This window comes from Micromonospora sp. CA-249363 (genome assembly GCF_050950185.1).
Taxonomy (GTDB): Bacteria; Actinomycetota; Actinomycetes; order Mycobacteriales; family Micromonosporaceae; genus Micromonospora.
Genome location: NZ_CP192020.1, coordinates 2,414,525 through 2,439,794 on the forward strand (window position 1 = coordinate 2,414,525; position 25,270 = coordinate 2,439,794).

The 25,270-nt window shown below is 72.2% G+C and carries 22 protein-coding genes and 1 pseudogene; 14 read left to right on the top strand and 9 right to left on the bottom strand.

What is annotated here, in order from left to right; all coding sequences use genetic code 11:
* Positions 1–2: 2 nt before the first annotated feature.
* Together ACQPZK_RS11120 and ACQPZK_RS11125 are read right to left on the bottom strand one after the other, a co-directional pair.
* A complete protein-coding gene (locus ACQPZK_RS11120; RefSeq protein WP_433539176.1) occupies positions 3–3,119 on the bottom strand; it encodes a COR domain-containing protein in 3,117 nt (1,038 codons plus the stop codon).
* Between the two features lie 42 nt (positions 3,120–3,161).
* Positions 3,162–3,407 (bottom strand): annotated as a pseudogene (locus ACQPZK_RS11125) (hypothetical protein); the annotation flags it as partial.
* Positions 3,408–3,556: 149 nt separating this feature from the next.
* On the opposite strand from ACQPZK_RS11125, the gene ACQPZK_RS11130 reads away from it, so the two are divergent.
* Positions 3,557–4,594, top strand: a complete 1,038-nt coding sequence (locus tag ACQPZK_RS11130; RefSeq protein WP_433538209.1) for an aminotransferase class V-fold PLP-dependent enzyme — start codon at positions 3,557–3,559, stop codon at positions 4,592–4,594.
* Positions 4,595–4,643: 49 nt separating this feature from the next.
* Here the strand turns inward: ACQPZK_RS11130 and ACQPZK_RS11135 are convergent, their stop codons facing one another.
* Positions 4,644–5,165 carry a peptidoglycan-binding domain-containing protein gene (locus ACQPZK_RS11135; protein ID WP_433538210.1) on the bottom strand — a complete coding sequence of 174 codons (522 nt, stop codon included), beginning with the start codon at positions 5,163–5,165 and terminating at the stop codon, positions 4,644–4,646.
* 88 nt (positions 5,166–5,253) lie between these two features.
* Positions 5,254–6,426 carry an acyl-CoA dehydrogenase family protein gene (locus ACQPZK_RS11140; protein ID WP_433538211.1) on the bottom strand — a complete coding sequence of 391 codons (1,173 nt, stop codon included), beginning with the start codon at positions 6,424–6,426 and terminating at the stop codon, positions 5,254–5,256.
* A 98-nt stretch (positions 6,427–6,524) separates the two neighbouring features.
* On the opposite strand from ACQPZK_RS11140, the gene ACQPZK_RS11145 reads away from it, so the two are divergent.
* From ACQPZK_RS11145 to ACQPZK_RS11160, 4 genes are all read left to right on the top strand, one after another.
* Entirely contained in the window at positions 6,525–7,190 is a 666-nt protein-coding gene (locus tag ACQPZK_RS11145) for a TetR/AcrR family transcriptional regulator (protein WP_433538212.1), read from the top strand.
* Positions 7,191–7,264: 74 nt separating this feature from the next.
* Complete coding sequence (locus ACQPZK_RS11150) at positions 7,265–8,719, top strand: aldehyde dehydrogenase family protein (protein WP_433538213.1); 1,455 nt, start codon at positions 7,265–7,267, stop codon at positions 8,717–8,719.
* On the top strand, positions 8,716–9,858 hold the full coding sequence (locus tag ACQPZK_RS11155) for an alcohol dehydrogenase catalytic domain-containing protein (protein ID WP_433538214.1): 1,143 nt from the start codon (positions 8,716–8,718) through the stop codon (positions 9,856–9,858). Before ACQPZK_RS11150 ends, ACQPZK_RS11155 begins: the two co-directional genes overlap by 4 nt.
* A gap of 42 nt (positions 9,859–9,900) precedes the next feature.
* The gene (locus tag ACQPZK_RS11160) at positions 9,901–10,437 is read left to right on the top strand and encodes an RBBP9/YdeN family alpha/beta hydrolase (protein WP_433538215.1); all 537 of its coding nucleotides are present in this window, start codon (positions 9,901–9,903) and stop codon (positions 10,435–10,437) included.
* Positions 10,438–10,443: 6 nt separating this feature from the next.
* Here the strand turns inward: ACQPZK_RS11160 and ACQPZK_RS11165 are convergent, their stop codons facing one another.
* Positions 10,444–11,190, bottom strand: coding sequence for a phosphotransferase family protein (locus ACQPZK_RS11165; protein ID WP_433539177.1), 747 nt, complete (start codon positions 11,188–11,190; stop codon positions 10,444–10,446).
* Between the two features lie 112 nt (positions 11,191–11,302).
* On the opposite strand from ACQPZK_RS11165, the gene ACQPZK_RS11170 reads away from it, so the two are divergent.
* Both ACQPZK_RS11170 and ACQPZK_RS11175 read left to right on the top strand, forming a co-directional pair.
* Positions 11,303–11,668: a PadR family transcriptional regulator gene (locus ACQPZK_RS11170; RefSeq protein ID WP_433538216.1), complete on the top strand. Its 366-nt coding sequence runs from the start codon at positions 11,303–11,305 to the stop codon at positions 11,666–11,668.
* Positions 11,665–13,041 (top strand): permease prefix domain 1-containing protein, encoded by a 1,377-nt coding sequence (locus ACQPZK_RS11175; protein WP_433538217.1) that lies wholly within the window; start codon positions 11,665–11,667, stop codon positions 13,039–13,041. Before ACQPZK_RS11170 ends, ACQPZK_RS11175 begins: the two co-directional genes overlap by 4 nt.
* On the opposite strand, the gene ACQPZK_RS11180 is transcribed toward ACQPZK_RS11175, so the two are convergent.
* The gene (locus ACQPZK_RS11180) at positions 12,973–14,205 is read right to left on the bottom strand and encodes an MFS transporter (RefSeq protein WP_433538218.1); all 1,233 of its coding nucleotides are present in this window, start codon (positions 14,203–14,205) and stop codon (positions 12,973–12,975) included. The two genes, ACQPZK_RS11175 and ACQPZK_RS11180, sit on opposite strands and share 69 nt — an antisense overlap.
* Positions 14,206–14,277: 72 nt before the next feature.
* On the opposite strand from ACQPZK_RS11180, the gene ACQPZK_RS11185 reads away from it, so the two are divergent.
* Positions 14,278–15,120: a LysR family transcriptional regulator gene (locus ACQPZK_RS11185; protein ID WP_433538219.1), complete on the top strand. Its 843-nt coding sequence runs from the start codon at positions 14,278–14,280 to the stop codon at positions 15,118–15,120.
* A gap of 23 nt (positions 15,121–15,143) precedes the next feature.
* Here the strand turns inward: ACQPZK_RS11185 and ACQPZK_RS11190 are convergent, their stop codons facing one another.
* Positions 15,144–16,001 carry an SPFH domain-containing protein gene (locus ACQPZK_RS11190; protein ID WP_433538220.1) on the bottom strand — a complete coding sequence of 286 codons (858 nt, stop codon included), beginning with the start codon at positions 15,999–16,001 and terminating at the stop codon, positions 15,144–15,146.
* A gap of 169 nt (positions 16,002–16,170) precedes the next feature.
* Between ACQPZK_RS11190 and ACQPZK_RS11195 the strand changes: the two genes are divergently transcribed.
* From ACQPZK_RS11195 to ACQPZK_RS11205, 3 genes are all read left to right on the top strand, one after another.
* Positions 16,171–16,824: a transcriptional regulator gene (locus ACQPZK_RS11195; protein WP_433538221.1), complete on the top strand. Its 654-nt coding sequence runs from the start codon at positions 16,171–16,173 to the stop codon at positions 16,822–16,824.
* Positions 16,825–16,945: 121 nt separating this feature from the next.
* Positions 16,946–18,514 (top strand): MFS transporter, encoded by a 1,569-nt coding sequence (locus ACQPZK_RS11200; protein ID WP_433538222.1) that lies wholly within the window; start codon positions 16,946–16,948, stop codon positions 18,512–18,514.
* A gap of 11 nt (positions 18,515–18,525) precedes the next feature.
* Positions 18,526–19,134, top strand: coding sequence for a TetR/AcrR family transcriptional regulator (locus tag ACQPZK_RS11205; RefSeq protein ID WP_433538223.1), 609 nt, complete (start codon positions 18,526–18,528; stop codon positions 19,132–19,134).
* A gap of 42 nt (positions 19,135–19,176) precedes the next feature.
* Here the strand turns inward: ACQPZK_RS11205 and ACQPZK_RS11210 are convergent, their stop codons facing one another.
* On the bottom strand, positions 19,177–21,096 hold the full coding sequence (locus ACQPZK_RS11210; RefSeq protein ID WP_433538224.1) for a helix-turn-helix domain-containing protein: 1,920 nt from the start codon (positions 21,094–21,096) through the stop codon (positions 19,177–19,179).
* 14 nt (positions 21,097–21,110) lie between these two features.
* Entirely contained in the window at positions 21,111–21,893 is a 783-nt protein-coding gene (locus ACQPZK_RS11215) for a 3-hydroxybutyrate dehydrogenase (RefSeq protein ID WP_433538225.1), read from the bottom strand.
* 1,027 nt (positions 21,894–22,920) lie between these two features.
* Between ACQPZK_RS11215 and ruvC the strand changes: the two genes are divergently transcribed.
* The 3 genes from ruvC to ruvB are packed head-to-tail and all read left to right on the top strand — an operon-like array spanning position 22,921 to position 25,111.
* Positions 22,921–23,448 (top strand): crossover junction endodeoxyribonuclease RuvC, encoded by a 528-nt coding sequence (gene ruvC / locus ACQPZK_RS11220; RefSeq protein WP_210821188.1) that lies wholly within the window; start codon positions 22,921–22,923, stop codon positions 23,446–23,448.
* Positions 23,445–24,047: a Holliday junction branch migration protein RuvA gene (gene ruvA, locus ACQPZK_RS11225; RefSeq protein WP_433538226.1), complete on the top strand. Its 603-nt coding sequence runs from the start codon at positions 23,445–23,447 to the stop codon at positions 24,045–24,047. The genes ruvC and ruvA overlap by 4 nt, the downstream gene beginning before the upstream one ends.
* Complete coding sequence (gene ruvB / locus ACQPZK_RS11230) at positions 24,044–25,111, top strand: Holliday junction branch migration DNA helicase RuvB (protein WP_433538227.1); 1,068 nt, start codon at positions 24,044–24,046, stop codon at positions 25,109–25,111. The genes ruvA and ruvB overlap by 4 nt, the downstream gene beginning before the upstream one ends.
* The last annotated feature ends 159 nt before the right edge of the window (positions 25,112–25,270 follow it).

Consider the following 25,270-nt stretch of genomic DNA (forward strand, 5'->3'; position numbering starts at 1 on the left):
GGTCAGGGGATGACGGGCAGGCCGCTGTGGTACCGGTGCTCGAACTGACGGTGGACCCAGAGGATGCGACCGTCCGGGCGGACGACCTTGCGGAGATCGGCGATGGTGACGTCCTGGGCACGCAGCGCGGCGTGCAGCGTCCGGAGGACGGCGCCCTCGGCGATGATCGGAGACGGCGGCGCGCCCGGGGCCTGCTCCGTCAGGCCGGCGCTGTGATCATCGGCGGTGAGGTGGCTCGTGGCCTCCGCCGCGGCGTTCAGTGTCTCGTTCGCCAGCGCGACCTGCTCCTCCACGGCCTTCCACTGCTCGTCGCTGAACTCGAGTTTCAGCTCGGCCACACCCACGCCGAGCAGGGGCTTCAGGAGCATGGTGGTGGCCTTCAGGAGCGGGACGGCCCGGACCCACCACTCCCGGGAGACGTCTATCGAGTAGACGCCGGCGTCGCGTCGAGAGGGCTCCAGGATGTGCACGGGCTGGAGCGAGTGCTCGCAGTACAACGTCAGCCGCATCCGGATGGACGTCCATTGCGGATTACGCAGGGACGCCCCGACGGGAGTGAGGGTGAACAGGCGCGGTCCGTCCGCGGCCTCGTCGTTGAGCTGCCACATCAGGGCCGTCAGCTGCGCGTTCACGCCCGCGAGGTTGGCCTTGACGGTGTCGCTCAGTTCGGTGACCCGTCGACTCAGTCCGCGGACCTGCCGGTCCACCAGGGCCACGCCGTCCTGCAGCACCGCGAGCGCGTCGTGGCCGGCGTGCGACCCGCCCAGCAGCGCGTCGATGGCGGGGAAGGCGTCGCAGCTGGAGACGGGACACTGCGCGACGCTCTGGTTGTGCGCGTCGCGCAGCTTGACGAGCTTGTCGACGTCGAACAGGCCCGCGCCCGGCGTGGGCAGGCCGCACCCGTCCCGGCAGGCGACGAGGGCGACGGTCGTCAGGCCGGGCCAGAACCGCTCGATGCAGTAGCGGATCTCGTCGGTGACCTGTCGCAGGTAGGTGACGGCGTCCGGGCCGCGGACCTGGACCTGGACACCCACTCCGGTACGCACCGTGAGAAGCGCCCGCGCGCCGTACCGGCTCTCCAGGACCACGCCCTGCTGCCAGTGCACGCCCTGCATGGAGTCGGGCTCCGTGTAGCGCTGGTGGTGCAGCCGGACGATGAGCCGGTACATCAGTGACTCGGGGATGACCACGGGACCCGCCGGGCCCTCCGAGATCCGGCACACCTCCAGGTACTCGCGGTCGCCGGGACGGAAGTCGACCCACGCTCCGCGCAGGTCCGGCTGGGCGGCGGGGACGAGCTGCGCGATGAGGCTCACCGGCTCGGGCGAGGCGTCGAGCGAGACCTGGTACGTCAGCTCGAAGCGACCCATGAGCGCCAGGAAAAGTCGCTGCTGCTCCCTCGTGTAGCGCGTGCCGTCGGGCGCCTGCGCGGCACCCCACAGGCGGCCGAGCATGCGGTGCGGGACGAGACCGAGGGCGTCGACGGCGTCCCGACTGTCGAGGACGGCGGCGATCGCGACGTTGAGCCAGTCCGGTTGGAGGATCACGAACGCGGCCAACGCGTCGTCGTCCGCGTAGTAGATCCACTTCCCCAGGTGGTGGGCGTTGCTGGCCAGCGCCCGTGCCTGGGCGGCGGTCAGTCCCTGCGCCTCGGCCGCCGTCGCGAAGTCGCGGTAGTCGATCACCTGCTGACCGCCGGCGGTGACCGCCTCGATCGTCCGCTGCCAGCTCGCCGGATAGTTGCGGTGCACGTGCGGGAGCGTGCCGGCGGCCACGGAGATCGCCTCCCGCAGCGCCTCCAGCCGGTCGTCCGGGACGGCGCTGTCGACCTCGTGGAAGCCGATGATCAGGTCGCCGAAGCGCTGCTTGAGGTGCTGTTCGTCGATGGCGTCCGCTCGCGAGGTCGGCCCGCCGTGCGACGCGACCACGAGCACCCGCGCGTCCGGGGCCCGGTGGGCGATCATGGCGATCCAGGATTCCACCATGCCGGCAGCGACACCCGGACGTGGCTTCCAGACGACGACGTAGACGGCCGGCGCGCTGAAGAACAACTGGTGCGCCGGCTGGTAGGCCTGCTGACCGCCGAAGTCCCACCCGTTCAGGGTGATCTCCCGGCCATCGTGGGTCACCACCAGCGGCTTGATGTCCATGCCCTGCGTCTGGTGGCGATCCCGCCAGGGCTCGCCGCGCAACGCCCCGAGCAGGGAACTCTTCCCCGCCTCACCGGCGCCCACGAACAGGAGCTTCGCCTCCGAGATCGGGATCCCGTCGGCGGCGACGTCCCGGAGGAACGCCAGCAGCGCTGCCGTGCCCTCCACCTCGGCGGCGAGAACCTCGGGCGGAAGTGGGTTGCCTTCCACGACGAGCGTCCGCAGCTCTGCGAGCCGACCGATGGCGTCGGGCAAAGCGATGAGCAGGTTGCCTTCGAGGTAGAGGCTGGTGAGGGAGGTCCAGGTGGCGACGCTGTCGGGCAGGGTGGTGAGCTGGTTGCTTCCCAGGTAGAGGTCGGTGAGGGAGGTCCAGGTTGCGACGGCGTCGGGCAGGGTGGCGAGCACATTTCTATCCAGGTTCAGCTCGGTGAGGGAGGTCCAGGCCGCGACGGCGTCGGGCAGGGTGGCGAGCTGATTGCCGTCTATGCGCAGCTCGATGAGGGGGGTCCAGGCGGCGACGGCGTCGGGCAGGGCGGTGAGCTGGTTGCCGTCCAGGTGGAGCTCGATGAGGGGGGTCCAGGCGGCGACGGCGTCGGGCAGGGCGGTGATTCTGTTACCGCTCAGATGCAGTTCGGTGAGGGAGTTCCAGCCGGCGACGGCGTCGGGCAGAGCGGTGAGCCGGTTGTAATCCAGGTACAGGACATTGAGGTGAACCCAGGCGGCGACTGCGTCTGGTAGCGCGGTGAGCTGGTTATAGTCCAGGTCGAGCCGTGTCAGGGAGGTCCAGGCGGCGACTGCGTCTGGTAGCGCGGTGAGCTGGTTGTGGTCCAGGTCGAGCCGTGTCAGGGAGGTCCAGGCGGCCACTGCGTCCGGTAGCGCGGTGAGCTGGTTGCGATCGATGTCGAGCCGTGTCAGGGAAGTCCAGGCAGCGACTGCGTCCGGTAGCGCGCTCAGATGGTTGTCGCTCAATTCGAGCTGTGTCAGAGCGGTCCAGGCGGCGACTTCGTCGGGTAGCGCGCTAAGCCGGTTGCGGCTCAGATCCAGGGCCGTGAGGGAGGTCCAGGCAGCGACGGCGCCCGGCAAAGCCTCCAAGTCATTGCGAGCCAGATCGAGAGTGGTGACGCCTGCGAGAGCCGGCTTGACGCGCAGAAGCTCAACAAGTTCGTCTCTGTTCAGGCCGAGACCGCTGAGGTCGACATGCCCGCCAGTAGCGGTATCGATGCGCCTCTTCGCCTTGACAAGCCTGCCGCCGTTCATGCCCGAGCAGCGTAGTCCCTCGTGCACAGTCGGTATCGCCGGCCGGGTCGCCCCCACTGCCTCCGGGCCACGACTGGGGACCGCTGGCAGGCCGCCGATCGTCGATTGGTCGTGGCTGACCTGCGGTGACCAGGCCTAACGTCGGTGGCATGGAGATCGCGCAGGCGCAACAGTTGTGGAAGCCCGAACCGGGCTGGTTGAACACCGCCTCCTACGGGTTGCCGCCCGAGCCGGCCTGGACGGCCTTGCAGGACTCCCTGGCCCAGTGGCGTGTCGGCAGCACCTCCTGGGAGGGCTGGGGCGACTCGGTGCAGCGGTCCCGTACCGCGTTCGCCGGCCTCATCGGGGTGCCCGACACCGACGTGGCCGTCGGCGCGACGGTCTCCCAGATGCTCGCGCCGGTGGCGGCGTCCCTGCCGGCCGGGGCCACCGTGGTCGTTCCGGAGATCGAGTTCACCTCGAACCTGTTCCCCTGGCTGGTGCAGGAGGAGCGCGGCGTGATCGTCCGCACCGTGCCGGCGGATCGGCTGGCCGACGCGGTCGACGCCGACACGGACGTGGTCGCGTTCAGCCTGGTGCAGTCGTCCGACGGCGCCGTCGCCGCGTACGACGAGATCGTGACCGCGGCCCGCGCGCACGGTGCGCTGGTGGTGGTGGACGCGACCCAGGCGTGCGGGTGGCTGCCGTTCGACGGCAGCCGGGCCGACGTGGTGGCCGTGGGCGGCTACAAGTGGCTGATGAACCCGCGCGGCACCGCGTACGCCTATCTCGCCCCGGCGCTGCGCGAACGTCTGCGTCCGGACGCGGCCGGTTGGTTCGCCGGTCGGGACCCGCACGCCTCCTACTACGGCCTGCCGTTGCGGCTGGCCGACGACGCCCGCCGGTTCGACATCTCACCGGCCTGGTTCAGCTGGGTCGGCGCGGCTCCCGCCATGGAACTGGTCGCCGAGATCGGCGTACCGGCGATCCAGGCGCACGACGTGGCGCTGGCCAACCGGTTCCTGACCGGCCTGGGCCGGCCGGCGGGGGACAGCGCCATCGTCGCCGTCGACGTGCCCGGCGCGGAGCAGCGCCTCGCCGCGGCCGGCATCCGGGCGGCGGTCCGGGCCGGCCGCGTCCGCGCCTCGTTCCACCTCTACTCGACCGAGGCGGACGTGGACGCGGCGCTGACGGCGCTTGTCGGCTGAGGCCGGAAGGCCGGCCGCGCCCCCGCAGTGGGGCACGGCCGGCCGGCGGTCAGGAGCAGACGCTGAAGCTCGCGTACGTGTACGCGAGGGGCTTCCACTCCAGATCGGGCCCGAGGCTCATGTCCCACCTGCCGTCGGCGAGACGCCCGAAGTAGACGAAGTTGCTGCCCAGCCCGTCGTAGTAGAACCAGTCGTCACCCTCGTACGTGGTGAGGCGGGTTGCCGCCTTGGCGAAGGTCTTCGGGCCGACGATGCCGTCGCTCACGAGTCCCCGGTCGGTCTGCCACCGTTTCGTCGCGGCCGTCGTCGCCGGCCCGAACCGGCAGTCGACACCGGAGGCGGTGAGGTAGCCGTCGGCCACCAGGATCTTCTGCCACATGGCGACGACGTTGTTGTACGAGCGGGTCGACGCGGAGATCGGGCCCTCGTCGCCCCAGTCGTCCGTCCAGGTGCCGGACCCCATGACGTAGCCCTGACTGACGTTGGCCGACGCCGGCGCGGCCGGAACCGCGACGACGCCGATCGTGGCGACGACCATCGCCGTCGCGACGGCCCTGATTCGTAGGTGCATGAGCATCCCCCTGTTGGCTGATGGGCAGCTGTCGAAGGTGTAGATGCTCGACATAGGCCGGGAGTTCACGGCGGACCGGCATTCGGGCTCAGGCCAGGTGACCGCCGATCTTCGTGTACCCGCGCAGCAGGTCCCGGGAGATGATGAGCCGCTGCATCTCGTCGGTACCCTCGAAGATGCGGTAGAGCCGGACCTGCCGGTACCAGCGCTCGATGGGCAGCTCCCGGGTGTAGCCCATGCCGCCGTGAATCTGGAGCACCCGGTCGACGACCCGGTTGACCATCTGCGCGCCGTAGAGCTTGCCCATCGACGACGCGTGTCGGGGATCGAGGCCCTGATCGACGGTCCACGCCGAGCGCAGGATCAGCCAGCGGGCCGCCTCCAGTTCGGTCTCCGAGTCGGCGATCATCCACTGGATGGCCTGGTTGGTGCCGATTTTCGCGCCGAACGTCTCCCGGGTGTTGGCGTACTCGATCGCCATCTGCAGGACCCGTTCGGCGATGCCGACGGCGTGCGACGGGATGGTGTAGCGGCCCTTGCCGATCCACTCCATGCCGAGGGCGAAGCCCTGCCCGATCTCGCCGAGGATGTTGCGGTGCGGCACCCGTACGCCGTCGAAGATCAGCGACGCGGGGCCGCCCTCACCCATGGTCTGGATGAACTCCGAGCGCCAGCCCATGGCCCGGTCCACCAGGAAGGCGGTCGCTCCGCCGTTGCGGGCGCCCTTCTCCCGGTCGGTCACGGCGACGACGATGGCGAAGTCGGCGTCGTGACCGCCGGTGATGAAGGTCTTCTCGCCGTCGAGGATCCAGTCGTCGCCGTCGCGGCGGGCGGAGAGCCGGATGTTGGCGGCGTCCGAGCCGGCGCCCGGTTCGGTGATCGCGAAGCACGATCGGCGCTCGCCCTCGATCGTCGGGACGAGAAACTCCTGCTTCTGCTCCTCGGTGGCGTGGAACAGGATGTTGTCGGCCTCGCCGCCGAAGCGGAACGGCACGAACGTGTGGCCCAGCTCCGTCCAGATCAACGACTGGAGTACGGCCGGCAGGTTCATCCCGCCGTACTCCTCGGGGGTCGCGAGGCCCCAGAAGCCGAACTTGCGGGCCTTGAGTTGCAGCTCGCGGACCTCGGAATGGTCCAGACTCGGCTGGTGGGCCCGCTCCCGGCGAAGCACCTCCGCCTCCAGCGGCATCACCTCGCGTTGGATGAACGACCGGGCGGTGTCCCGCACCGCCCGCTCCTCGTCGGTGAGCGAAAAGTCCACGATGGTCCTCCTGGCGTCGGCGCGGCCGGTCACCACTAAACTAGCGGTGTAAGTTTTGATGCGTCCAGACCCACCACGCCTACCGAATGAGGAGCGCAGTGCCCCGACCCCGCCAGCCCCGGCTCACCCGGCAGCTGATCGTCGAGGCAGCCACCGCGCTGATCGACGCCGAGGGCCTGCCCGCCTTCTCCACCCGCCGGCTCGCCGCCGCGTTGGGCGTCCAGGGGCCCTCGCTCTACAACCACTTCGCCACCAAGGACGAGATCCTCGACGCGGTCGCCGACGGGGTCACCGGCGCCGTCGACACCAGCGGATTCGCCAGCCGGGACTGGACGACCGCCCTGCGTGAGTGGGCGTGGTCGTACCGGCGGGCGCTCACCGCGCACCCGAACATCGTGCCGCACCTGGCGCAGGGCCCGGGTCGCCGTCCAGCCGCCCTCGCCATGGCGGACGCGGTCTACGGCGGCCTCGTCCGCGCCGGCTGGCCACCGGCCCGGGCCACCCACATCGGCGCGGCGCTGCGCTACTTCGTGGCCGGGTCGGCGCTCGGCTCGTTCGCCCGCGGCTTCGTCGAGGATCCCGAGCTGTACGCCGCGCACTACCCGCACCTGCGTCAGGCGCACCGGCTCGCCGAGCACCAGCAGAGCGTCGACGAGGGCGCCTTCGCCCTCGGCCTGGACGCGCTGCTGCACGGCCTCGCCGCCGAGTACGACCGCGCCGTCGGCCCCCGCGGTGCGGTGGAGTCCGGCCGGTCCAGCGGGTAGCGTCCAAACTCCCAGCGCTAGTTTCACCGTCCGCCCGCTGCCGAGCCGCCCGTCGCCACCTCCGAAGGGACGCCATGGATCTCGCCGCACCGCCGTCGCCGCTTCCCGACCTCCTGCGCCTCCGGCGTCACCTGCACATCGGCGGCGAGTGGACGCCTCCCGCCGGCACCGACGTGCTCGACGTGGAGAACCCGAGCACCGGCGAGACCGTCGGTCAGGTGCCCGCCGGCACGGCGGCCGATGTGGACGCCGCCGTCGCCGCCGCCCGCGCCGCCTTCGCCGGCTGGGCGGCCACCGCGCCCGCCGAACGCTCCGCGCACCTCGACCGGCTGCACACCGCGCTCGCCGCCCGTGCCGACGACCTCGCCCGCACCATCGCCGTGGAGCAGGGCTCGCCGCTGAAGCTCGCCACCCGCGTGCAGGTCGGGCTCCCGCTGACGGTGCTGCGCGAGCACGTCGCGCTGGCCGCCCGTCCACCGGTCGAGGAGGGCATCGGCAACTCCCTCGTCGTCCGCGAGCCGATCGGCGTGGTCGGCGCGATCACCCCGTGGAACTACCCCCTGCACCAGGTGATGGCCAAGGTGGCGTCCGCGCTCGCCGCCGGCTGCACGGTCGTGCTCAAGCCCAGCGAGTTGACCCCGCTGACCGCGTACCTGCTCTTCGACGCGGTCGCCGAGGCCGGTCTGCCGCCCGGTGTGCTCAACCTGGTCCCCGGCACCGGCGCGGTGGTCGGCGAGGCGCTCGCCGGGCATCCCGACGTCGACCTGGTCTCGTTCACCGGCAGCACCGCCACCGGCGCCCGGATCATGCGACTCGCCGCCGACCGGATCGCCCGCGTCGCGCTGGAGCTGGGCGGCAAGTCCGCCAACGTGATCCTCGGCGACGCCGACCTGGCCACCGCAGTCAAGGTGGGCGTCGGCAACGCCCTGCTCAACTCCGGGCAGACCTGCACGGCGTGGACCAGGATGCTGGTGCACCGCGACCGGTACGACGAGGCTCTCGACCTGGTCGCGGCGGCGGTGGCCGGCTACCGCCTCGGCGACCCGTTCGACCCCGCCACCCGGCTCGGCCCGCTGGTCTCGGCGGCGCAGGCGCAGCGGGTTCGCGGCCACGTCGACCGGGCGCTCGCCGACGGCGCCCGGCTGGTCGCCGGCGGCCCGGACGCCCCGGTTCCGGCGCGGGGGCACTTCGTCGCCCCGACCGTCTTCGCCGACGTGCATCCGGACAGCGCGCTGGCCCAGGAGGAGGTCTTCGGCCCCGTCCTCGCGGTCATCCCGTTCGACGACACCGACGAGGCCGTCGCCATCGCCAACAACTCGCGGTACGGCTTGGCCGGCGCGGTCTGGTCCACCGACACCGACGCCGCCCTCGCGGTGGCCCGGCGGCTGCGCACCGGCGCGGTCGACATCAACGGCGCGCCGTTCAACCCCCTCGCTCCCTTCGGCGGCTACAAGCAGTCCGGCCTCGGGCGGGAGCTGGGCACGCACGGCCTCGCCGAGTTCTGCGAGGTAAAGGCGATCCAGCGATGACCGACTCCGAGCAGCCTCCGATCGCGCCGGGCGACACCGACGAGCCGGCGTCCGCGCCGGTCGTCGTCCGCGCGCTTGTCGCGCGTGGGCGAGGGGCCGAGCTGCGGGTCGAGCGGGTACGTCTGCCCGCGCCCGGCCCCGGCGAGGTGCAGGTGACGATCCGGGCGGCCGGTGTCTGCCACTCCGACCTGTCCATGGTGAACGGCACCATCGCCGCGAGGTTCCCGCTCGTGCTCGGGCACGAGGCGACCGGGGTGGTGGCAGAGGTCGGGCCGGGCAGCGGGCTGACGGTCGGCACACCGGTGGTGCTCAACTGGGCACCCGCCTGCCGGGCCTGCTGGTGGTGCCGACGCGGTGAGCCGTGGCTCTGCGCCGACACGACGGCACCGACCGTGCCGCGGGGCGAAACCGAGGACGGGGTCCCACTGCACCTGACGCTCGGTCTCGGCGCGCTCGCCGAGGCGGTGGTGGTGCCGGAGAGCGCCGTCGTACCGATCCCCGTCGGCCTGCCGGTCGAGCAGGCCGCGCTGCTCGGCTGCGCGGTGCTCACCGGCCTCGGAGCGGTCCGGAACACGGCCCGGGTCACGTCCGGCGAGTCGGTCGCCGTCGTCGGGCTGGGCGGGGTCGGACTCGCCGTGCTCAGCGCGGCCCGCCGGGCCGGTGCCACGACGATCCTCGCCGTGGACGTGGCCGAGGCGAAGCGTGACCTGGCCCTGGCTGCTGGAGCCACCGATTTCCTGCTCTCCGACGACCGGCTCTCCAAGGAGGTGCGGGCCCGCACCGAGGGGCGGGGAGTCGACCACGCCTTCGAGTGCGTGGGCCGCGCCGCCACCATCCGTGCGGCCTGGCGGCTCACCCGGCGCGGGGGCACGGTCACCGTGGTCGGCATGGGCGCGAAGGACGACATGGTCAGCCTCGGCGCGCTCGACATCTTCCACTCCGCCCGTACGCTGCGCTCCTCGGTGTACGGCTCGTCCGACCCGGACCGGGAGGTGCCGGTGCTGGCCGCCGAGCTGGCCGACGGGACGCTGGATCTGGGTGTACTGGTGAGCGGCACGATGTCGCTGGACGAGGCGCCGGTCGCGTTCGACAGGTTGGCGCGGGGCGAGGGCGCCCGCTGGGTCGTCACGCTCGACTGAGTCGTGGTGTGATCAAACACTTCGACGCCGAGGAGGGGCACGGTGGGGCGCAGCGCGATCATCTTCCACGGGACCGGCGGTAATCCGGACGTCGTCTGGTACCGCTGGTTGGCGCGGCGGCTGGAGGCCCGGGGTTACGCCGTCGAGGTGCCGCACCTGCCGGGCATCAACGTCGAGCCGATCGCCACGTTCCTGCCGAGGGTGCTCGACGGGCACCGCTTCGACGAGGACACGGTGCTGGTGGGCCACTCCGGCGGCGCGGCACTGCTCCTGGCGCTCCTCGAACATGTCGACGTGACGGTGGCCCAGGCGATCCTGGTCGCCGGCTACTGCACCCCGCCGAACACGAGCGAGGAGCCCGTCCTCCAGGAGCGCTACGACTGGGCCGCGATCCGGTCGCACGTGCGGGACATCTACTTCGTCAACTCGCGCAAGGACCCGTACGGCTGTGACGACCGGCAGGGGCGGGCGATGTTCGAGCGCCTCGGCGGCACCCAGATCGTGCGCGACGACGGCCACTTCGGCGACTACGACCAGCCGTACGAGCGGTTCGAGCTGCTCGACCGCCTCATTCCCTGACGCACGTCACATCCGCGCCCGCAGCACGTCGACCTCGCAGCCGGGCGCCGAGGGGTCGAAGCCGTGCTCCGCCAGCCAACGGATCACCACCAGGCTGCGCCACGACCACCACCCCCGGATCACGTCGAGGTCGACGTCGGCGCCGTAGCCGGCGACGACGTCGCCGAGGTGCTCCTCGTGCCCCAGAGTCAGGATGGCGAGGTCGAACAGGGCGTCGCCCCGGCTCGCCTCGGACCAGTCGAGCACGCCGGTGACCTCGTCACCGTCGACGAACACGTGGTCCACCTGTAGGTCGCCGTGCGTGAACACAGGTGTCCACGGCCGGAGCGCCGCCTCGGCGATGTGCCGGTTGCGGGTGACGAGGTCGGCGGGCAGAGCGCCGTCGGCGATGAGCCACGCGCACTCCTGGTCGAGCCGCGTGGCCAGCTCGTCGAGGCTCCGACCGGGCCAGGGCGGCAGCGGCGCGTCGTGCAGCGTCCGTACGGCGGCGCCCGCCGCCGCCCATGCTCTCGGCGACGCGGTCGACGGCTCGCCGAGGTGGCCGAGTGCCCGCCCGGGCAGGGCGGCGAGGGCGAGCACGGGCGGGTTGTGCCACAGGACCTCCGGGGTCGGCACGGGGGCCAGCGCCATTGCCGCTACCTCGACGTCCACGTGATCCGGATCAGAATCGATCTTGAGGAACACGTTCCCGACGCGTACGGTCGCGCGCTCGGAGTGGGCGACGACGACCTCGATCTCCTGCACGTCGGCCATTGTCGCGGGATCGACCACCGACGCTCGACGGATTTTTCGCTCCGACCGTTGCGTCGGGCGCGATACCTAGCAGTACTATGCATCGTACTTCTAGGGTTTGACGGGAGGTCCAATGAAGGTCGCCAAGGACCTGGTCGCCGCGTCGGCGACGCCGATGGTGCTCGGCATCCTCATCGAGGGGGAGAGCTACGGCTACGCCATCCTGCGGCGGATCAACGAGCTGTCCAGGGGTGAGCTGGACTGGACCGAAGGGCTCCTCTATCCGTTGCTGCACCGGCTCGAACGTCTCGGCTTCGTGGAGTCGAGCTGGCAGGCGGTCGCCGGCGAGCGCAGGCGCAAGTACTACCGCATCACCGACCGGGGCCGGGCCGAACTGGCCGAGCAGCGCCGGCAGTGGGACACGGTCGTGGGCGCGCTCAAGGAGGTCTGGCACGACCGGACGCCGCTGACGCCGCGTCCGTTGGAGGGTTTCGCGTGACGGCGCACGACGGCCCGCCGGAGTTGGAGGCCCAGGTCGCGCAGTGGCGTCAGTACGTGCTGCGCCGCGGGACGCTGAGCCCGGCCGACGCCGACGAGCTGGAGGACCACCTACGAGGGTCCGTCGACGCGCTCGTCGCGGCCGGCCTCAGCCCGGACGAGGCGTTCCTGGTCGCCGTCAAGCGGATGGGCAGCCTCGACGAGCTGTCCCGGGAGTTCGCCCGGGAACACTCGGAGCGGCTCTGGAAGCAGCTCGTGCTGACCGGCGACTCCTCCGCCTCGGTCGCCGGCGCGCGCTCCCGGCGGGATCTGTGGGTGCTGCTCGGCGCGGCGGCCGGCGCGGTGGCGTCGGTCAAGGCGCCGGCGCTGTTCGGGCTGAGCTTCGACGACGACGGCTCGTTCTACACGCGCAACTTCACGCTGTTCGCGCTGCCCTGGCTGGCGGCGTTCCTCGCTTGGCGGCGCAGGGCCCGACCGGCGGTGGTCGTGTCGCTGGTCGCGTTGTTCGTGCTCGGGGCGGTGGCGGCCAACGTCTACCCGCTGGCGGGCGACTCGCAGTCCTTCGTCGTCACCAGCGTCCACCTGCCGATCGCGCTCTGGCTCGTGGTCGGGCTGGCCTACGTCGCCGACGACTGGCGCTCCACCCGTCGACGCATGGACTTCATCCGCTTCACCGGCGAGTGGTTCATCTACTTCGTGCTGATGGCCCTCGGCGGCGGGGTGCTCGCCGCCTTCCTGTTCAACACCTTCCAGGCCATCGGCATCGTCCCGCAGGCGTTCGTCTCGCAGTGGCTCCTACCCTGCGGCGCGGCGGCCGCGGTCGTCGTGGCCGGGTGGCTGGTCGAGGCCAAGCAGAGCGTCGTCGAGAACATCGCGCCGGTCCTCACCCGACTGTTCACCCCGCTGTTCACGGCCGCGCTCCTCGCCTTCCTGGTCGCCGTCGTCTGGACCAGCCACGGCATCGACGTCGAACGCGAGGCGCTGATCCTGTTCGACCTCTTGCTGGTCGTGGTGCTCGGGCTGCTGCTCTACTCGCTCTCGGCCCGCGATCCGCTGGCCCCGCCCGGCGCGTTCGACAAGCTCCAGCTCGCGCTCGTGCTCAGCGCGCTGGCCATCGACCTGCTGGTGCTGTTCGAGATCACCGGTCGCATCACCGACGACTACGGCGGTACGCCCAACCGGGCGGCGGCCCTCGGTGAGAACGTGGTCCTGCTGGTCAACCTCGCGTGGTCGGCCTGGCTCCTGCTGAACTTCGTGCGCCGGCGTACGCCGTTCGCGGCGCTGGAACGCTGGCAGACCGGCTACCTACCGGTGTACGCGGCCTGGGCGTGGATCGTGGTCCTGGTCTTCCCGCCGCTGTTCCACTACGCCTAGCGACCGTGCGGGTGAGTTGCGGGACAGGAGGCGTCCGAACAGGGCGGCGGCGAGGCCGACGAGCCCGGCCGCCGCGAAGCCGCCGGCCGGCGCCCAGAGGTCGATCACCACGCCGACGAGCGGGGCGCCGAGCGCGAAGCCGGCGCTCTGCGCTGACGATTGCAGGCCCGTCGCCTCGCCGCGTACGCCGGGCGGCGCCAGCCGGCTCACCGCGTCGGCCACCGTGGCGAGGGTCGGCGCGGTGAGCAGTCCACTGGCGACGACGGCCACGCACAGCCAGGGCCAGTGGTCGGCGAGTCCGACGGGAATCGTCACGAGCCCGAGCGCGCCGAGCAGGAACCACGTGGGCAGTGGTCGGGTCAGCGCGCCGTAGCTCAGGCCACCGACGACGGAGGACACCCCGAACACCACGATCACCACGGCGGCCCAGGACACCTGCCCCGCCTCCCGAAGCGTGGCGATGATGGCGAGGTCGACACCGCCGAGCAGCGCCGTCGTGCCGAGCGCCATCGTCAACGCGGCGATCATCGGGCCGGTGAGCCACCGCCGGTGCGGGAGCCGTTCCGCCGGGGCGGCGTCCGCCTCGTCGTCGGCGCGCATCGGCGGGTCGAGCAGAGCGATGCCGGACCCACCCGCCAGGATCGTGGCGCCCACCCCCCACGCCACGACCTCGGGGGAGACGACCGTCGCGCCCATGATGACCACCGCCGGACCCACGATGTACGACAGTTCGCCCTGCACCGACTCGAGCGCGAACCCGGCCCGGCGCAGCTCGGCTCTCGTCATGGCGGCGATCGCCTGCCTGCTCACCGCCTGCACGGGCACCATCAGCAGGCCCGCCACGACGCTGGCGACCAGCAGGAACTCGTACCGTAGGAGCGGCACGCACAGCCAGAACGCGGCCTGTGTCAGGAGGGTCGCCAGCAGCGCCGTGCGCAGACCCCGCGAGTCGATCAGGCGACCGAGCAGCGGGCCGCCCAGCGCCACGCCGGTGGTCAGGGCCGCCGCGACGGCGCCCGCCGCCACGTAGCCCAACTCGAGGCTCAGCACGACGTACAGCGTCAAGGCCGTCACGTCGGCCGTTATCGCGGTGCGGGCCAGCAGTGACACGCCCAGCAGGGGCGCCATCCCGGGCACCGCGAGGACCCGCCGGTAACCGCTCACCCGTGCCACGCTAGGCCCGCTCGCGAGCCATAAGAAGTGGTTATCTGCTTGGGGGTGGCATTATCGATCCTTATGGCAAGGGATCTGGAAACCGGCCTGCTGCGCTCGTTCGTCACCGCCGTGCGCGCCGGCAGCATCAGCCGCGCGGCGACCGCGCTCGGCCACACCCAGCCCGCTCTCAGTCAGCAGTTGCGCAGGCTGGAGAGCGTCGTCGGCCATCCGCTGCTACACCGTTCGCCGTCCGGCGTCTCGCCCACCCGGGCAGGGGAGCAGCTCCTGCCGTACGCCGAACGCATCCTCGCCCTCTCCGGACAGGCACTGACCGAGACGGGTCGGGCGCTCACCGGCCACTGTGGCGTCGGACTGCTCGAAGACCTCGCCGCGTCGCAGCTTCCGCAGGCCCTCGCCGACCTCGCCCGGCTGCATCCCCACGCGACGCTGGAGGTCCTCAGCCTGTCGCAGGCCGCGATGCGGGAGGCCTACGACGCGGGTCGGGTCCAGCTCGTGCTCGACGCGGTACCGGACATACCCGGTCCGCCGCGCTGGACGGTACGTCGACCGCTGGTCTGGGCGGTCGGCCACGGTGTGGACGTGGCCGCGGATCCGCTACCGGTCGTGCTGTTCTCGACGCCGTGCTCCTGGCGTACCGCGGTGCTCGAGGCGATGGAACGCGTCGATCGGCAGTGGCGGGTGGCCTTCGAGAGCAACAGTCTCGTCGGGGTGCTCGCGGCGGTCCGGGCCGGGCTCGGCGTCGCGGCGCTCCTGCCCGCGAACCTCGAACCGGGGATGTCCGCCCACGTCGCGCACGCGCTGCCCGCCCTGCCGGACGTCGAGTTCGGTCTCGCACGGCATCCGGCGACGGACGGTGACCCGCTGCTGGACGCCGTGGAGGCCGCGCTTCGTCGGATGGTCTGACCCCGATCCCGACGTCGACCGGGTCACTTGCCGGTGACGATGCCGGGGTTGATGCACAGGCCCGGGTTGGCGCCGTTCTTCTCGGCGATCTCCAGACAGCGGGTCACCTTGTCGACCTTCGCGTTGGTCTCGGTGATCTGCTTGGAGATCTCGGCGTTCTTGCGGTCCTGCTCCAGGTTGCGGGTCTGCGCCAGCTTGTCCTGGAACGCCTTGATGTTGCCCTCGGTCTTGTCGTCGTGGTTGACCCGCGTGATGGTCACCGACAGGATGTCGACGTCCGTGGCGAGGCGGGTCTCCGCGCTGGTCTTGATGTTCGCCGCGAACGGCTTGAGGTCGACGTTCAGGTCGCCCGTCCGGGCGTCGATCTTCTCCAGCGGGTTGTACGCGGCGAACGCGTCGTTGACCGCGCTGTCGAGCTGCACGCCCACCCGCTGCCCCCGGAAGCTGTCGAAGTCCCCCTTGTAGTCCATGAACTGCTTGGGGGCGTTCTCCGGTTTGACCTGCCACTCGATGAGCACCTCGACGCAGGCGTCGGCGAGCGTCCCGGTGCGGACCCGGACGCAGTCGTTGCCGCCGATGTGGTCGTACTTCTGCCGGCCGGCGTCCCACTCGCCGACCTTCTGCCAGGGGGCCACCCACTTCAGGCCGGAGCCGGTCACCTCGCCGGTGGGCTTGCCGAAGCTGGTCACGATGCCGACCGAGCGGATCGGCACCGAGTGGGCGCTGGAGGCGACGCCCACCACCACGCTGAGGGTGAGGAAGCCGAGCGCGGCGAGGGCGGCCACCCGCTTCAGCGAGCGGGCGGGGGCGACGAGCGCGGCGACGGCGCTGACGACCAGGGCGACGGCGAGGACGATCGCCATGGTGAAGCCGACGGGCATGGGGTGGGGCCTTCCGCTGGGCTGTGTGGATCATCAATCTAGGAGGTCGGGTCAAGGCGGCCGGGGCCGGCCGGCGGCGGTCCGCCGCCGGCAAATTCGCGCCGGGCGCATCCGCCGCGCCCGGTCGCGGCGAAACCCGGGTAGAGAACACCTACCCGGGGGTACGTCTGTGCTGACCGATCCGATGCCGGCCGACGCCGTGCAGACCGCGCTCAAGCGGGTCTCGCTGGCGGCCGAGGACCTGGACGGTAACCGTGTCGCCGCACTGATGCTGGAGTTGGCGGCCGAGTGGGGCGCGCCCGCGCTCTGGGAGCAGGTCTGCCAGCCGCTGCTGGCGTCTCTGTCGGGGCGCGACGCCGCCGAGATCGCCGTGGAACACGCGCTGTCCGAGGGCGTCCGGGTGGGGCTGGACGTGTATCGCCGGGAACCCGGGCGGTCCCTGCCGACCGGCGGGGTGCTGCTGGCCGGCGCCGAGCAGGAGACGCATTCGCTCGGCCTGCACGCCCTCGCGGCGGCCCTGCGCGAGCGGGGGCGTGGCTGCCTGCACCTGGGGCCCGCGCTGCCGTGGTCCGCGCTGACCAGCGCCGTGCGCCGCGCTCATCCGTACACCGTCGTGGTGTGGTCGCAGACCCCGGTCACCGGCCGTGCGTACCGTCTGGTGCGTTTCGCCCGCGATTTTCCCGGCCTGCGCGTCTACGGCGCCGGGCCCGGCTGGATCGAACCGCTCGCCGCGCCCGCGGTCCACCTGAGCGTGCTGTCGGCGGCCGTCGCCGCCTGTCTCGGTGGGCCGGAACCGGGGGATCGGCCGCGCGCGGAGACGTGACGCCGCCCACTTGCAATACGAAACCGTTCCGTATCGTTAATGACGACCGTAGTCTGATCGCCGTTACGAGTCTGGCCCGTATCGTATTGCCGAGCGGGTGCAACCGGGGGGAGAACCGGGCATGGAGCTGCACGACAACACGGGACACCCGAGGAGGTGGGCGATCCTGGGGGTGCTGGTGATCAGCCTCCTCGTCGTCGTCCTCGACAACACGATTCTCAACGTCGCCCTACGCACGCTGGCCGACCCGGTACACGGCCTCGGCGCCAGCCAGGGCGAGCTGGAGTGGTCCATCAACTCCTACACGCTGGTCTTCGCCGGCCTGCTGTTCACCTTCGGGGTGCTCGGCGACCGCGCCGGCCGCAAGCGCTTCCTGATGATCGGGCTGGCGCTGTTCGGCCTGGCGTCGCTGCTCTCGGCGTACGCCGACAGCCCCGGGCAGCTGATCGCGGCCCGCGCCCTGATGGGGGTCGGCGGCGCGGCCATCATGCCGGTGACGCTCTCGATCATCTCCAACGTCTTCGACCCCCGCGAGCGCGGCCGGGCCATCGGCGTCTGGGCCGGCGCGGTCGGCCTGGCCGTGGCGATCGGCCCGATCCTCGGCGGCACGCTGCTGGAGCACTTCTGGTGGGGCTCGGTCTTCCTGATCAACGTCCCGGTGGTCGTCGCCGGCGTGATCCTGGTGGCGCTGCTCGTACCCGAGTCGCGGGACCCGCGCCCCGGCCGCGTCGACCTGCTCGGCGTTCTGCTCTCCGTGGTCGGCCTGGTGGCCCTCTCCTACGGCATCATCGACGGTGGCGAGCACGGCTTCGACCGTCCGGTGGCCTGGGGCTCGATCCTGGTGGGCCTCGCCGTGCTGGCCTGGTTCGTGCGGCACGAGCTCAGCTCCGACCACCCGTCACTGGACGTCCGCCTGTTCAAGGTGCCCCGCTTCGCGGCGCCGGTGGCCATCGTCGGCCTGGTGTTCTTCGCCGCGATGGGCGTGATGTTCTTCAGCTCCTTCTACCTCCAGCTGGTCCGCGACTACAGCCCGCTGCAGACCGGTCTGCTCTTCCTGCCCTTCGCCGGAGCCCAGCTGATCTTCGCGCCGCGCAGCGCCGCGATGGTCCGCCGCTACGGCGGCCGGGCGGTCGCCGCCGTCGGGCTGGGGCTGACCGTGGTGGCGCTGGCCGCGTTCGCCTTCATCGGCGCCTCCACCCCGATCTGGATCGTGCTGGTCGTCTTCTTCATCCAGGGCGTCGGGATGGCCAACATCATGCCGCCGGCCACCGAGTCCATCATGTCGGCGCTGCCACGTGAGAAGGCCGGCGTGGGCTCCGCGGTGAGCAACACCGTCCGCCAGGTGGCCGGCGCGCTCGGCGTGGCGGTCCTCGGCTCGGTGCTCAGCGCGGTCTACCGCAGCGACGTGGGCGACGCGCTGACCGGCCTGCCCGCCCAGGCGCAGGACGCGGCCAACGAGTCGATCTCCGGCGCGTACGCGGCAGCCGGGCAACTCGGCCCGGCGGCGCCCACGCTGATCTCGGCGGCCAACGACGCCTTCGTCACGGCCATGCACTGGGCGGCGGCGCTGTCCGCGATCGTCGCGGCCCTCGGCATGCTGGTGGTCCTGCGCTGGATGCCGGGCCGCGCGGCCCTGACGACCTCGACGGCGGCACCCGCCACCGAGCCCGAGTTGGCCGGCACGGCCTAGGTTCGGGAACAATGTCCGACATGACCTCCACCGCCGATGCTCCGCGGTCGCCCGGGCGACCGCGGAGCATCCGCGCCGACGAGGCGATCCTCGAGGCGACCCTCGATCTGCTCGCCGAGGGCAGCACCATCGAGGCGCTCTCGATCGAGGCGATCGCCACCCGCGCCGGCGTCGGCAAAGCCACCATCTACCGCCGCTGGGCCGGCAAGGACGCGCTGCTGATCGACGCGCTGCGCCGGCTCAAGGGCATCATGCCGCAGCCGGCCGGTCACTCCGTCCGTGACGACCTGCTCCTGCTGGTCGGCGCGGTGGGCCAGAACGTCGACCCCCGCGCGACGAAGATCATGCCGTGCCTGGTGCCGGCGGTGAACCGCAGCCCGGACCAGTTCCAGCTCTACCAGAACATCATCGAGCCCCGGCGGCAGCTCATGCGCGAGGTGCTGCGGCGCGGCATCGACGAAGGGCTCCTGCGGCCCGACATCGACGTCGAGGTCACCATGGCGCTGCTCACCGGGCCGATGCTGATTCAACGCGTACTCCAGTGGAACCCCGAGCTGGACGACCGCAAGCTGCCCGCGCAGGTCGTGGATGCCGTCCTCGAAGGCATCCGCGCCCGCTGAGCCGACCGCGCCCTGGCCGGGCTGCCTCGACCGAGCGTCGGGTCAGCCCGCCGGGGCGCGCAGCCGGTGCAGGCGCAGCGCCAACTGCACCTCCAACGCCCGCTCGGGGCGCTGCCAGTCCGCGCCGAGCAGTTGACCGACCCGCTCCAACCGCTGGGTGACCGTGTTCACGTGCACGTGTAGCTGCTCGGCGGCCCGGGCCAGGCTGCCGCCCACCCCGAAGTACGCCTCCAGCGTCTTCACCAGCGCCGTCCCGCGCCGGGCGTCGTAGTCGACGACCGGCCCGACCGTGCTGGTGAGGAACCGCGCCACGTCCTTGTCGCCCTGGTCACCCACCGTGCCCAGCAGCAGCCCGACGAAGCCCAGCTCGGCGGTGCTCGCCCCCTGACCGGCGCGGCCCAGCGCGCCGAGGGCGGTCAGGCAGCGGTCCGCCTCGTGGAACGTCCCCGCCAACGCCCCGGGCCCGGTCGCCGGCCCGCTCGCCCCGGCGGTCACCGGCCGGCCCGTCACCCGCGACAGGTCCCGCGCCACCGCACGGGCGCTGCCGCCGGCGTCCTGGCCCGGCAGCATCAGGACCACCCGACCGTCGCGCGCCGCCGCCAGGCCACCCCGCGCCGAGGCGTACGTGGTGGCCCAGGAGAGCACCCGCTGTCGCGCCGAGCCGGTCGCCGCGATGGCGTCGTCGCCCACCGTCACCAGCACATGCGGCGCGTCCAGGTCCACCCCGAGCCGACGGGCCCGGCTGCGCAACGCGTCGGTGTCGCGCAGCGGCCGGGCGATCAGGTCGTCCAGCAACTCGCCACGAACCCGACCCTCCGCCTCCGCGACCGTCCGGCGGAACAGCAGCAGCAGGGCGGTCACCAGCGCGGCCCGCTCCAGGATGCGCTGGTCCGCGTCGACCAACTCGTCGTTGGGACGCAACACCAGCGCGCCCAGGTTCTCCGTGCCGGCGACCACCGCCGCGTACCACAGTGGACCGCGACGGACGCTGCGTCCCTCGGTCCGGGACGCGGCCACCGCCTCGACGATGTCCGCGCGCTCCGGCTCGTCGATCTCGCCGACCCGCGCCAGCAGACGACCCGCGGCGTCCAACGCCAGCAGTGCGCCGCCCAGCACGTCGGTCACCGCCGCCGCCACGTCCTCGACGCCGCCGCCGCGCAGCACCAACGCCGTCATCCGGTCGTGCGCCGCCGCCGCCCGCTCCACCGAACTGCTGTGCGCCCGGATGGTGGTGTTCGCCGCCGACAGCTCGGCCAACGCCGAACGCGTCTCGGCCAGCAGTCGGGCCGTGTCGATCGCCACCGCGGCGTGCGCGGCCAGGGAGACCAGCAACGCCACCTCCTCCCGGGCGAACGGCCGGGCCGAGCGGTTGGCGGCGTAGAGCACCCCGATCGAGGTGGAGCCGAGCCGCAGCGGCACCCCGAGGATCGCCACCAGGCCCTCCTCGCCCACGCCGGCATCGATCTCCCCGGTGTGGTGGAAGCGCGCGTCCTCGCCGTAGTTGGCGGTGACGTACGGCGCGCCGGACTGGGCCACCAGACCACCGAGGCCGGCCCCCATCGGCAGCCGCAACCGCTGGAAGCGGGCTGAGACGGACCCGTCGGTGACCCGCATGTACGTGTCGCCGCGCTCGTCGTCGTTCAACGTCATGTACGCCACGTCGGCGCCGAGCAGGTTGCGCGCCCGATGCACGATCGCCCGCAGCACGTCGTCCAGGTCACGTAGCCCGGCCAGGTCGCTGACCGTGTCGTACAGGCCGGACAGCTCGGTCTCCCGGCGGCGACGCCGCTCCAGCAGCGCACGGACCCGCAACGCCACCGTCTTGGCCTGCTCCAACTCGGCCAGCCGGTCCGGCGGCACACCCGCGGCACGCGCGGCCACCAGCGGGCCCTCGAACTCCACCGCGGCGGCCTCGCGGGCGAGCAGTTCCAGGAACTCCACCGGCGACGACATGGTCGACATTGTGCGCGGCCCCACTAGTTGGCCGTCCAGCCCCCGTCGAGCGCGATCGACGCGCCGGTGATGAAGGCCGCCGGCGGCGAGCAGAGGTACGCCAGCAACTCGGCCACCTCCTCCGGTTCGATCAGCCGTTTGACGGCCGCCCGGGCCAGCATGATCTTCTCGACGACCTCGGTCTCCTCGATACCGTGGCTGGCCGCCTGGTCGGCGATCTGGCTCTCCACCAGGGCGGTCCGCACGTACGCGGGGTTGATGCAGTTGGCCGTCACCCCGTGCGCGGCGCCCTCCAACGCCACCACCTTCGAGAGCCCCTCGAGGGCGTGCTTCGCCGAGACGTACGCCGCCTTGAACGGCGAGGCCCGCAGGCCGTGCACCGACGAGATGTTGATGATCCGACCCCAGCCCCGGGCGTACATGTGCGGCAGCGCCCGGCGGATCAGCAGAAACGGCGCCTCCACCATCACCCGCTGGATGTACTCGAAACGCTCGACGGGAAAGTCCTGCAACGGCGCCACGTGCTGGAGCCCCGCGTTGTTCACCACGATGTCGACGTCCACGTCGAGGGAGTCCACCGCCGCCGCGTCGGCCAGGTCCACGCCCTCGGCCCGTCCGCCGGCCTGGGCGGCCACGGACTTGGCCGCCTCCAGGTTGCGGTCCACCACGAGCACCTTCGCGCCGGCCGCGCCGAGACGCAGGGCGCACGCCCGCCCGATGCCGCTGCCTCCGCCGGTGACCAGGGCGGTCCGACCGGAGAGGTCAACCTGTACGACGTGGGGGACCGCCACGGGTTCTGCCGTCATGGCGCAAGAAGTTACGAGCTGTGTGTCCGTCGGCACATGGGCTGGAGCCACATACTCCCGGGCAAAGCTGTGTGCCCGCCCGTCGGAGTGCGCCACCTGACTGGCTGCCGCGCTGGCTGGCCACCGCGCTGGCTGGCCCGTCTGCCGCTCGTCGCCTGGGCTGGCCGCCGGCTGGGCCTGCCAGGCACGTCTGGGACGTCTGCCCGTCTGCTGGCTGCGCTGTCCGCTGCTGGGCCGCCCGACCGCCCGGCCGCCGGCCGGTGGCCCGCTGGGCCGCTGGACCGCTGGCCCGCTGGCCCGCTGGCCCGCTGGGCCGCTGGCCCGCTGGCCCGCTGGGCCGCTGGCCCGCTGGGCCGTCGGCAAGATCGCGCTGCATCCAGGATGTAGTGGTGTCGGCGGGTCGAGGAGGCCACTACATCCAGGATCTAGCGTGACCTTGGCCGTGCCTGACCGTGGCCGTGCCTGACCTTGGCCGTGCGGGTTTCCGCCGGGCTGGGCCCGTGTCGCGCTGGGCCCGTGTCGCGCTGGGCCCGTGTCGCGCTGGGCCCGTGTCGCGCTGCGCCCGGTTCGCGCTGGGCCCGCGTCGTGCTGCGCCCCGGTCGCGTCGTGCCGAGGCGGGTCAGGCCGTGCGGTGCCGGGGCAGGTCTGCCGGGCGCTCGTCTGCCCGCTGCCTTGCGGGTCGGTCATCGGGGGGTCACGCGCCGCCAAGATCCGCTCAACTTCACCGATGTTGCTGTCTCCGGCGCGTCTGAGGCAGCAACTTCCCTGATGTTGTGAGGATCTTGGCGCGGGGCGCGGGGCGCGGGGCGCGGGGCGCGGGGCGCGGGGCGCGGGGCGCGGGGCGCGGGGCGCGGGGCGCGGGGCGCGGGGCGCGGGGCGCGGGGCGCGGGGCGCGGGGCGCGGGGCGCGGGGCGCGGGGCGCGGGGCGCGGGGCGCGGGGCGCGGGGACGGTGGGGCGTGTCCCGTGGGGGCGGTGGGGAGGGTGGGGGTTAGGGTGTCGAACACACGTACTGGGGGAGGGGGCGGCGTGCGGGTGCTGGGGGTCGACCCGGGGTTGACGCGCTGTGGGGTGGGCGTCGTCGAGGGCGTGCCCGGCCGGCCCTGCACGCTGGTCGCCTACTACGTGGTCTACACCGATCCGGCCGACGACCTGGCGTTGCGGCTGCTGCACCTGGACCGGTCACTGACCGAGTTGGTGGCCAAGCACGAACCGGAGAGTGTCGCCGTCGAGCGGGTGTTCAGCCAGCACAACGTCCGTACGGTGATGGGCACCGCTCAGGCCAGCGGCATTGCGGTGCTGGCGGGGGCGCGGGCCGGGTTGCCGGTGCAGACGTACACCCCGAGCGAGGTGAAGGCGGCGGTGACCGGTTCCGGTCAGGCCGACAAGGCGCAGATGACCGCGATGGTGACCCGGCTGCTGCGGTTGGCCGAGCCGCCGAAGCCCGCGGACGCCGCCGACGCGCTCGCCCTGGCCATCTGCCACGTGTGGCGCGGTGGCACCCGTTCGAAGCTGGCCGCCGCGGCCGACCGGGCACGACGAGGAGGAGCACGATGATCGCCAGCGTGCGCGGCACGGTGACCGCGACGGGTCCGGATCTGGCCGTGATCGAGGTCGGCGGGGTCGGTCTGGCCGTGCACTGCGCGCCCGGGACGCTCGCCGAGCTGCGGGTGGGGCAGCCGGCGCGGCTGGCGACCAGCCTGGTGGTCCGGGAGGACTCGCTGACCCTGTACGGGTTCGCCGACGACGACGCCAAGGCGCTGTTCGAGCTGTTGCAGACCGCCAGTGGGGTCGGCCCGCGCCTCGCCCAGGCCGTGCTGGCCGTGCACACGCCGGACGCGGTGCGCAAGGCCATCGCGAACGCCGACACCGCCGCGCTGACCCGGGTGCCCGGGATCGGCAAGAAGGGCGCCGAGCGCCTGGTGCTGGAGTTGCGTGACCGCATCGGCCCGGTGGCGATCGGCGCCGACGGGGCCGGTGGCGTGACCGGCGGCGCGTGGCCCGACCAGGTCCGGCAGGCGCTTGTCGGTCTGGGCTGGACGGCCGGGCAGGCGGACCAGGCGGTGGCGGCCGTGGCGGAGACGATCGACGGGGCCACCCCGCCCGTGCCGGTCCTGCTCAAGCAGGCCATCCGGCTGCTGGGCCGTACCCGATGAGCGAGACCGAGGGGCTCGTCTCGGCGTACGTCAGCGATGCCGAGCGGGACGCGGAGGCGACCGTACGGCCTCGACGGCTGGCGGAGTTCATCGCCCAGGACCGGGTGCGCGACCAGCTCGACCTGTTGTTGCAGGGCGCCATGCGGCGGGGGTCGCCGCCGGACCACATCCTGCTCTCCGGGCCACCCGGGCTGGGCAAGACGAGCCTCGCCAACATCGTCGCCGCCGAGCTGGGCGCGGGCATCCGGGTGACCAGCGGCCCGGCGATCGAACGGTCGGGTGACCTGGCGGCGATCCTGACCAGTCTCGCCGAGGGCGACGTGCTCTTCATCGACGAGATCCACCGGATCGCCCGGCCGGCGGAGGAGCTGCTCTACAGCGCGATGGAGGACTTCCGGGTCGACGTGGTGGTCGGCAAGGGGCCGGGCGCGACCGCGATCCCGCTGGACGTCGAGCCGTTCACCCTGGTCGGCGCGACCACCCGCTCGGGTCTGTTGACCGGGCCCATGCGGGACCGGTTCGGCTTCGTCGCGCACCTGGACTTCTACGCCCCGGCGGATCTGGAGACGCTGCTGCATCGTTCGGCGCGCATCCTCGGGGTGCCGATCACTCCGGACGGCGCGGCCGAGATCGCCGGCCGCTCCCGGGGCACGCCCCGGATCGCCAACCGGCTGTTGCGCCGGGTCCGCGACTACGCGGAGGTCCGCGCCGACGGTGTGGTCACCCTCGGCACCGCCCGCAAGGCCCTCACGGTGTACGACGTCGACGCGCTCGGCCTGGACCGGTTGGACCGGGCGGTGCTGACCGCCCTGGTGGACTCGTTCCGGGGTGGTCCGGTCGGGTTGTCCACCCTCGCCGTGGCGGTGGGGGAGCAGCCGGACACGGTCGAGGAGGTCTGCGAGCCGTTTCTGGTGCGTGCCGGCCTGTTGGCGCGTACGCCTCGGGGGCGGGTGGCCACGGAGGCTGCCTGGCTGCACCTGGGGCGTACTCCACCGAATGGTACATTTGGGGCGGATGTCCCGGCAGTGCCCGATCTGTTCTCCGTGGATACCGATCAGCCGTAATGTGAACGTGATCTGTGCCGCATTCGGTGTTCTCAGGTGCAGGGTTTAGACTTCGCCGCGGTCTGTACAGGATGTGAGAATCCGCCTCCGCTCCGGCACTCCCCGTGCCGGCGAGGGGGCCAATGGGAAGGCAGTAACCGTGCAATACCTTGCAGCGGG